Origin of the sequence: Sphingomonas faeni, from assembly GCF_030817315.1 — a bacterium.
GTDB lineage: Bacteria > Pseudomonadota > Alphaproteobacteria > Sphingomonadales > Sphingomonadaceae > Sphingomonas > Sphingomonas faeni_C.
In genome coordinates, this window is sequence record NZ_JAUSZF010000001.1 from 306627 (window position 1) to 315000 (window position 8374).

At 65.5% G+C, this 8374-nt stretch carries 8 protein-coding genes (1 of these 8 running past the window's edge); 5 read left to right on the forward strand and 3 right to left on the reverse strand.

Features of this window, described 5'->3' with window-relative positions; all coding sequences use genetic code 11:
- Positions 1–21 precede the first annotated feature (21 nt).
- From QFZ54_RS01515 to QFZ54_RS01525, 3 genes are all read left to right on the forward strand, one after another.
- On the forward strand, positions 22–195 hold the full coding sequence (locus QFZ54_RS01515; protein WP_307083752.1) for a hypothetical protein: 174 nt from the start codon (positions 22–24) through the stop codon (positions 193–195).
- Between the two features lie 92 nt (positions 196–287).
- Positions 288–737 (forward strand): hypothetical protein, encoded by a 450-nt coding sequence (locus QFZ54_RS01520; RefSeq protein ID WP_307083754.1) that lies wholly within the window; start codon positions 288–290, stop codon positions 735–737.
- Positions 734–1483, forward strand: coding sequence for a TorF family putative porin (locus QFZ54_RS01525; protein WP_307083756.1), 750 nt, complete (start codon positions 734–736; stop codon positions 1481–1483). Before QFZ54_RS01520 ends, QFZ54_RS01525 begins: the two co-directional genes overlap by 4 nt.
- A gap of 52 nt (positions 1484–1535) precedes the next feature.
- Here QFZ54_RS01525 and QFZ54_RS01530 read toward each other — a convergent pair whose 3' ends face one another.
- From QFZ54_RS01530 to QFZ54_RS01540, 3 genes are read right to left on the reverse strand one after another with little or no spacing between them, the layout of a single operon-like run.
- Positions 1536–2798, reverse strand: a complete 1263-nt coding sequence (locus QFZ54_RS01530) for a DUF3526 domain-containing protein (protein WP_307083758.1) — start codon at positions 2796–2798, stop codon at positions 1536–1538.
- Positions 2795–4234 carry an ABC transporter permease gene (locus tag QFZ54_RS01535; RefSeq protein ID WP_307083760.1) on the reverse strand — a complete coding sequence of 480 codons (1440 nt, stop codon included), beginning with the start codon at positions 4232–4234 and terminating at the stop codon, positions 2795–2797. Before QFZ54_RS01535 ends, QFZ54_RS01530 begins: the two co-directional genes overlap by 4 nt.
- A complete protein-coding gene (locus QFZ54_RS01540; protein WP_307083761.1) occupies positions 4231–4965 on the reverse strand; it encodes an ABC transporter ATP-binding protein in 735 nt (244 codons plus the stop codon). Before QFZ54_RS01540 ends, QFZ54_RS01535 begins: the two co-directional genes overlap by 4 nt.
- Before the next feature lie 160 nt (positions 4966–5125).
- On the opposite strand from QFZ54_RS01540, the gene QFZ54_RS01545 reads away from it, so the two are divergent.
- Together QFZ54_RS01545 and QFZ54_RS01550 are read left to right on the forward strand one after the other, a co-directional pair.
- Complete coding sequence (locus tag QFZ54_RS01545) at positions 5126–7264, forward strand: TonB-dependent siderophore receptor (RefSeq protein WP_307089210.1); 2139 nt, start codon at positions 5126–5128, stop codon at positions 7262–7264.
- Between the two features lie 12 nt (positions 7265–7276).
- Positions 7277–8374: the 5' portion of a M14 family metallopeptidase gene (locus tag QFZ54_RS01550; RefSeq protein ID WP_307083764.1), read on the forward strand. Its footprint extends 687 nt past the window's final position; the window shows 1098 of its 1785 coding nt (coding positions 1–1098); it begins with the start codon at positions 7277–7279; the stop codon falls past the right edge of the window.

The window sequence follows — 8374 nt, forward strand, 5'->3', positions numbered from 1 at the left end:
ATCGTTGGTTGGAGAGCGGCTTTGCTTATATTTTCCTACAAACTGACCCAGTTGCACGCGCGGCTGGACGAGCAGATTCGCGCCGAGATAAAGCGGCGCATCCCCAATAGCTTGCGCCTGTATCGGCTGAATCGTCTGCGCCTTGACGTGAAGCATCGACTGCGCGCCCGCGCCTTGCGGCTGCAATTGAACTGAACCGACGCGCCGCAGCGTCGTTGTAGAATCATCGTCCGCAAGGATCAGCTTTACCGATCAGAATGGATCGGAATGGCAACAGGAGAACGAATATGGCCTATTTTCTAACCGCCGGTCTGGTGCTTGCCGCCACCGGTGCCGCCCTCGGCATGACCGTGGATCACCAGAACGAGGTGGATCATCGCAGCGGTCCGGTCGCCGTCAAATATCGCGGCGACGTCGTCATCACGCACAAACAGGTGGGCGCGGTCGCTCCCGGCGGAAGAGCGTCGTCGCTGCGCTGCGACTGGGCGGCAAGCATGTCGGTCGCACGCCACGCGGTCGCGGCGTCGGGTACCAGGCTGGTGCGCAGCATCGACAGCGAACCCGTGGTCTCGGGCACCCGGCCTGGCTGGTGCGTCGCAAGCCATGGCGCGATCAAGAAGGAAGTCGTCGCAAAGGCCGCGGACATGCAGCAGCATCTGCTGATGCTGGCGCAGGAAGACGAGCAGATGCTGCGCGTCGAGCTCGACCGGATCCACAGTCCGCAGCGCGCTGGATGATCCGCCGCGTTCAATTGGCGGGCGTGCTCGGCGCCGTGAGCTGCGGCCTGATCACGCCCGCGTTTGCTCAGGATGCCGGGTCGGTAACCTTGGAGGTAATGAGCGAGGAGGAACGCCGCGGGCTGAGCTGGAGTGAGGGACGTGCCGCGCTGGCGGGCGATCTTCGCGTCTCGCGCGGTCGGCTAGATGCATCGGCGCGCGCGGTGACGCTTCGGAACAGCGTGCGACACGGCGGCGCCGATGCGGTCGTCGACCTGTCGGTGGGAACCGACTGGGATCTGGGTGCGGTGCGTATCCGCACCGACGCTACCGGCCACGCATTCGCGGGCGCGCGAGGACGCATGGACTATGTCGAGGCCGGCGTATCGGCAAGTTACGCCTATGGTCCGCTCTACGCCACGGTCGGCGTGATCGGTGCCCCGTCGCAGCGCGCGATCGGCGGCAGCAACGTGCATGTCTATGTGAACGCCAATGCCGGTATTCCCGGTACGCCGTTCACGGTACTTACCGAACTCGGCCATTCGTCCGGCAGCGTCAGCGATCCCGTCCGGGCGGAGCGTCTTCGTCCAGGCGGCAGTTACACCAACTGGCGGCTCGGCCTAGAACACCGCCGCGACCGCCTGACGATCGGCGTCGATTATGTCGGGACCGACATTTCCCGCACCGGTACCGCCACCGCCGACAGGTTTGCCGATCGGCGCAACGCCGGCGACAGGATCATAGGGCGCGTCCAGGTTTCGTTCTGACTCGCGCCCACTATCGACCGGCAGTTTCCCGACGACTGCCGGCCGATCGTCGTCAGCCGCGTGGGGCCTGCTGAAAGCGGGGTGCCGCGTCGAAATCGGCCCTTCCGAACGGACGATCGTGAAACAGATAGCCGTAATAGAAGGTGCGCAGCCGCTGATGGAATGCGCGAATACGGTCCTGATAGGCGAACTGCGCGGTTAGGTCTGTCCGCGCAAGCCGGGTCAACAACGCCTGCACCCCGACCGAGGGCAGGACCCAGCCCAGCGCACGGCCGGCGGCGTCCCTCGCTTCCAGCCCGGACCGGTAGGCGTGCACGCGATCGCGGACGCTTTCGTCGCCATTCTGATGGAAGGCCAGATACCATTTGTAATGGAACGCGGGACCCAGCGGGGCTGAATCCGCCCATTCGGGATGACGCGCGTAGAAGCGCCGCATCGTATCCTCGCGGGGGATGTCCCATGCATGGTTCACCGCCTCCCGCTGCGCGAGCGCGATCTCCGCACCCTGATCCACGGGGATCGCGGCGTTGATCGCGACGTTCGCCAGCGTCGGCGCGATCAGCACGAGCACCAGCCACGTTGCCACCAGCGTGGCGGCGTTCGTTACCGAACTCCACCGCAGCCGGCCGATCAGCGTGGCGAGCCCGACCCAGAACAGCAGATAGCCGAGCGTCAGGACCACCACGACCGCGATCGCACCGATCGCCACGCCTTCGATCGCCGCTGCGATCGTGAACGGAACGCCCAGTACCGCCCATAGCACCAGCAGGCGAAGCAACGTCCGCCGGCGCCACAAGGCCTTTCCGCCGCTCGGCAGCGCGTCCAGCATCCGTTGCCGGCCCGCTTCGCGCTCCCCCGAAACGAGATCATGGAACAGCGCGATCACGAACAGCGGGGCGAGGAACACCAGCACGAATGCGAAGTCGAACCGCCCGGGTAGCGCGAGTTCGGGATTGAAGGTGTCGCCGTCATAGATCTGCGCCTCCAGTCCCAGCGCACGGACCCGCAAAATGAACGGCGATACGTCGCGCATCCCGAGCGCGGCGAAGGCGAGCGGCGCGGGCGAGTCCCATGTCGAATGAAAGCTGTAATAAGCGGCGCTTCCCGCGTCCTTGGTATGATCGACATAGTCGGCGATCGCGCCGATGTCCTCGGCCTGCGCGGCCGGGATCGCGGCGATGACGGCACGCTGACGCGTCACCTCGACGATGCCCGCGGCGAGTGCCGTACTGGTGAGCAGCGCGAGGAGTATTAGCGCGATCACGGTCAGGCGCTGGCGGGACAACAGCCGAAGTTCGTGCAGGAAGAGGGTCATCGGCGTGCTCCCAATCGGCGGGTGGCAAACCCAAGCAGGACGAGGGCGGCCACCAACCAGCCACCCACGATCGCGAGGCCGGGCAGGGCGGCCAGTGCCAGCGTAGCGCCGCTGGGGGCTGCGAACCGGAAGTCGGGCATGGCCTGCCAGTTGTTGCCCGACACTCGCTTGCGGCGATCGGCGCCGGCATCGACGGCGGAATCGTCGGCATAGCTGACGGCCTCCGCCTGCATCCGGTTCAGCCGCTGCACCAGCGCATAGCGATACGCCTCCGCCTGTTCGAGGAACCGGCGGTGGCCGTCGAGATCGGTCCCGGCCGCCGCCATCGACAGCGAGCGCAGCGCGATCGCCGGGCTGAGCAGGCCGATCGTTTCGACGATCCCGTTCTGCCTTGCCTGCGCGACGAAGCTGTCGGTGGCATAGCGATTGAACAGCAATGCGGTCATGCGCTCGCCTTCGACTGCGACGACGCCCTTGTAGTTCACCGGCAAGTCCTCGACCTTCGCGACGCCGTAGCGATCGAGCACCGATTGCTTGAACGCCGCGAAGTGGGGATCGTCCGGATTATGGCTGTCGCCCATCTTCCGCAGGTCGCGCGCGATCGCGACATCGGTCTGCAGCCGGTTTTCGAGCGGCACGGCGGCGCTCGCCACGTCGGGGGCGACCCGCGGCAACACGATCAGCGCGACCGCCCACAGCGCCACCAACGCCAGCAATGCGTCGCGGCGGCGGTGGACCAATGCGGACACGAGCACGATCAGCACGGCCCATAAGGCGAGATACGCGGCATAGCCGAGCGCGATCACCAGCATCGGCCATGCCAGCGCACCCGGTTGCCCGGCGATCAACAGGAGGCCGATCATCGCCGGTGCGCCCGCGATCAACGCTACCGCACCCAATGCCAGCACCTTGCCCCGGACGACCTGCCCGCGGCTCGCGCCCTGGAGCATCAGCAGGCGCAACGTGCCGCTTTCGGTTTCGCGGGCGAGCGCGCCGTACCCGAGGAAGATCAGCAGCAGCGGCGCCACCGCCTGCAAGACGAAGGCGGGCGTCAACTGGCCGAAGCGGACCAGCAGCGAACTTTGCCGGACGTCGCCGAAATTGGCGGTGTTCTGTCGATGTCCCTCCAGGAACATGCTGCTTCCGGTGAACGCGTCGACACCCGGATCGAACGCCGCGAGCGGACCCAGCGGCCGGAAGATGAAGGTGCCGTAATGCACCATCCGGTGCGGATGGCGGTCGGGTTGCGCATCGAAGGCGTGCTCGGCGGCATGGGCATGCCGGTCGCGCAGTTCGGCGGTGCGGCTCTGGTGTGCCCATGAACTCGCCACTGCCACGATCGTCAGCAGCGCGAGCAGCACGAGGGCGATCATCGCGACGCGGTTGCGGACCATCATCCGCAATTCGTCGCGCGCGATCAGGCTTGCGATCGTCATGCCGCCACCTGCTCCCCGCCGGTCTGGAACCGCGCGTGGAGTGCCCGCACGTCGAACCGCTCGGGCCCGCTCGCGATAACTTCATGCGCGACGCGGCCTGCCTCCAGGAAGGCGATGCGATCGGCGATGTCGGCGGCGGACAGCAGGTCGTGCGTCACCATCAGAACCGCGGTTCCGCGCGCGCGCACCGCTACCAGCAGCGCGTTGAAGTCCGCGGTGGCACGGGGATCGAGGCCGGAGGTCGGTTCGTCGAGCAGCAGCACCGGGACTTCGCGCAGGAGCGCGACCGCGATCGCGACCTTCTGCCGCATTCCTTTCGAAAAGCCGCCGAGGCGCTGGTTCCAGGCGCGTTCCTGCAACCCGGCCGCGGACAAGGCCTCGGTGATCGCGTCCGGTGTCTGTCGTTGGCCGGACAGCGCTAGCAGATAGTCGGCGTTCTCGACGGCGGAGAGATGCTCGTAGAGCGCGACGTTCTCCGGCAGGTACGCGACCCGGCGACGCGTCTCGTCGAGGTTCGTGGCGGGATCGATTCCGCAGACCCTGATGGTTCCGGACTGGGCGCGGGTGAAGCCGAGCAGTGCGGACAGCGTGGTCGACTTGCCCGCGCCGTTTCCGCCCAGCAATGCGGTGATGCTGCCTGCGGGGACGGCCAGGGACAGGCGGTTCAGTACGACGTGTTCGCCGTAAGCGAGCGTCAGCGCGTCGATCAGGATCGGATCGGTCTTTGTCATCGGTACCTCGACTATGGCCATGGGGGCCACATGCCGCATCGCAACAAATGTAACAAGATATCATTGACGATGATACATCATCACAGCATAGAGGCCGCCGATCGAGACCCGCCGAAGCGGGGCCGTCATACTGCCAAGGGGATATCCATTGCGTCCATCCATGCGCGCCGCCGCGACGGCCGGCGCCCTCCCGCTTGCCATTATACTTCCGTCCAGCCCCGCCACCGCCCAATCGCCTCCCGAAACGCGGGTCGAACGCGAAGAGATTACCGTCACGGGAGTCCGCCAACCCTATCGCGGCAACTTCACCTTGCGGGAGATCCCTCAATCGATCGCGACGATCGACAAAGCGGTCATCGAAGAGAACGCCATCCTGCGGCTCACCGACGCGCTGGATCTCAACGCCTCCGTAGTTCGGCAGAATACGCTGGGCGGCCTGTGGGACAGCTTCGCCGTGCGCGGGTTCACGGGCGACGAGAATCTACCGAGCGGTTATCTGGTCAACGGCTTCAACGCCGGGCGCGGCTTTAGCGGCCAGCGCGACGTGGCGGGGATCGAGCGGGTCGAGGTGCTTAAGGGGCCGGCCGCTGCGGTCCTGGGGCGGGGCGAGCCAGGCGGGTCGATCAATCTCGTCACCAAACAGGCGGAACTCGGCCGTAGCTTCGGCACGGCGTCATTGCAGTATCGCAGCTTCGATACCGTTCGTGCGGAAGGCGACGCGAACCTGGCGCTGACCGGTACCGTGACGGCGCGGTTGATCGGCTATGCCGAGTCCGGCGACACGTTCCGCGACACAGTAAAGCAGAAGCGATGGGGCTTCCTGCCGTCGATCGGGGTAGGGCTGGGGGATGCCACGCGGCTGACCTATGATTTCGAATGGACCCGGGTGGAGGTGCCGTTCGACCGCGGAATCGTAGTGCTCGACGGCAACTTCGACACGGTCCCGCGTTCGCGCTTCCTCGGCGAACCCAGCGACTGCGATACGGTCGCCCGAGCCACGGGACATCAATTGCGGCTCCAGCATGATTTCAGCGATCGGTGGAGCCTGCTCGTCGGCGCCAGTCACCGTGACACGTTGCTGACCGGCGCCTCGTCCGATGCGGAAACAGTGCGCTCGCGCCAGAAGCTCTACGTCGATGGACGTTCGTTGTCGCGCCAGCGCAGAACGCGGCGCTATACCTCGGAGCACAGCGTTCTTCGCGCCGAGCTTTCCGGCGAGTTCGCGACGGGTACGCTGCGCCACCGCATCCTGGGCGGTGCGGACTTCGATCATTTCGATACCGACCAGATGTTCACGCGGTATCGCGGTCCGGTGGTGACGCCGACCACGACCGAACAAGCGGGCTATGTGCTGGATATCCGGAACCCGGTTTATGGTCGCTATCCGGTTCCCGCCACGGCGCCACTCACCGACCGAGTCGACGTGCAACGGACCGTTGGCGCCTATGTGCAGGACCAGATCAGCCTGACCGACCGGCTCCAGGTCCGCGTCGGCGGACGTTACGACGATTTTCTGCTGCGCGTGGACAACCGCCTGACGGGCGTATTGGGAAGGCGCAAGCGCAGCCGCTTCAGCCCGCAGGCCGGCATAGTCTATGAACTGAGCAAGCCGCTTTCGCTCTATGCCGCGTACGGCGAAGGCTTTCGTGCCAACATCGGTGCCGATGCAAACGGCAACGTGTTCGAACCCGAGACCAGCAAGTCGATCGAGGCCGGGGTCAAGATGACGGCGCTGGGCGGTCGGCTGACCGGTACGCTTGCCGTGTATCAACTCCAAAAGTCCAACGTACTCGCTACCGATACGCTGAACCCCGGTTTCTCGATCGCGATCGGCAAGGCACGCAGCCGCGGCGTCGAACTCGACGTCAACGGTAGTCTGCCGGGTGGAATCGACCTGCTGCTGAGCTACGCATACACCGATGCCGAGGCGCGCTCACGCGTATTGGACCCGAATTTCTCGTTCCAGATCGAACCGGGCGATCCGCTGATCAACATTCCCGACCATAATTTCAATATTCAGGCGACGAAGCATTTCACGCTCGGCGCACGCAAGGCGCTGCTGGGCGCGGGCGTTCAGTATCTGGGGAAACGGAACGGCGAGACAGGCACCGGTTTCACGCTGCCGTCGCATACGCTGGTGCGCGCGTTCGGCCAGATCGACGTCACCAAGGATGTGGAACTGTTCGGGTCAGTCACCAACCTGTTCGACGAGCACTGGTATGCGAACAGCTATTCGGCCGTCTGGGTACAGCCCGGTACGCCGCGCACCGCCACGGTCGGCCTGCGCGCCCATTTCTAATCGAGGCCCGTCATGCGTATCACCCTTATTCTCCCATTCCTGGGTATGGTGCTCGCCTCGTCCCTGGCGGCGGCCCAGCCGGGACTGCCTCAGTCGGTATTGCCGCCCGTATTGCCTTGGACCGGGGCAAGCGAACGGCTGATCGCGGCGAAGGACGATCCGTGGATCACACCCGCCGAACGCGCCGATTTCGTTACCACGCCGCGCTACGACGACACACGCGCCTGGCTCGAGCGTCTGGATGCCGCTTCCCCGCTGATCGCGATCGAGACGTTCGGGCAGACCGCGCAAGGCCGCGACCTGTTGCTGGTTCGCGCCAGTAAGGGCGGCCCGAAAAAGCCCGTCGTTCTGGTACAGGCAGGCATCCACGCCGGAGAGATCGACGGCAAGGATGCCGGCCTGATGCTGCTTCGGGACATCGCGCTGCGCGGCAAGGATACGCTGCTCGACCATATCGATCTGGTATTCGTACCGATCTACAATATCGACGGGCATGAGCGGATGAGCCGCTGGAACTTTCCGGCGCTGCGCGGACCGTTGGAGAAGGGCTATGTCGCCAACGCGCGGGGCATCAATTTGAACCGCGACTATGCCAAGGCGGACGCCCCTGAAACGCGTGCCATGATCGCGCTGCTGAACCGGCTCGATCCGGTCCTCTACGTCGACTGTCATGTCAGCGACGGTTTCGACATGCAGTATGACGTTACCTTCACCTATGCGGGATGGGGACGCTACGCCTATCACCGCGCGACCGCCGACTGGCTGACGAACCGCTTCGGCCCGCACGTGACCCGTGCACTGACCCGGGCAGGGCACGTCCCGGCGATCTATCCCAGTCCGATCGATACGCGCGATCCTGCCAAGGGTATCCGGCAAGCACCGGAAGGGCCGCGCTATTCCACCGGCTATGGCGACTTCATCGGCGTGCCGACGGTATTGGTCGAGAACCATATGCTCAAACCCTATCGCCAACGGGTGCTCGGCACCTATGTCCTGCTGGAGGCGGCGCTGGGGTTGGCGGGGCAGGAGCGGGACCGGATCGCCGCGGCCAAGGCGACCGACCGCGCCAGCCGCCCCACCACGATGCTGGCGCGCTGGAAACCGGCGGCT

Coding starts and splice junctions, on each gene's coding strand:
- QFZ54_RS01545 (WP_307089210.1), top strand. CDS start 5,126: ATGCGCGCCGCCGCGACGGCCGGCGCCCTCCCGCTTGCCATTATACTT.
- QFZ54_RS01530 (WP_307083758.1), bottom strand. CDS start 2,798: ATGACCCTCTTCCTGCACGAACTTCGGCTGTTGTCCCGCCAGCGCCTG.
- QFZ54_RS01540 (WP_307083761.1), bottom strand. CDS start 4,965: ATGACAAAGACCGATCCGATCCTGATCGACGCGCTGACGCTCGCTTAC.
- QFZ54_RS01520 (WP_307083754.1), top strand. CDS start 288: ATGGCCTATTTTCTAACCGCCGGTCTGGTGCTTGCCGCCACCGGTGCC.
- QFZ54_RS01525 (WP_307083756.1), top strand. CDS start 734: ATGATCCGCCGCGTTCAATTGGCGGGCGTGCTCGGCGCCGTGAGCTGC.
- QFZ54_RS01535 (WP_307083760.1), bottom strand. CDS start 4,234: ATGACGATCGCAAGCCTGATCGCGCGCGACGAATTGCGGATGATGGTC.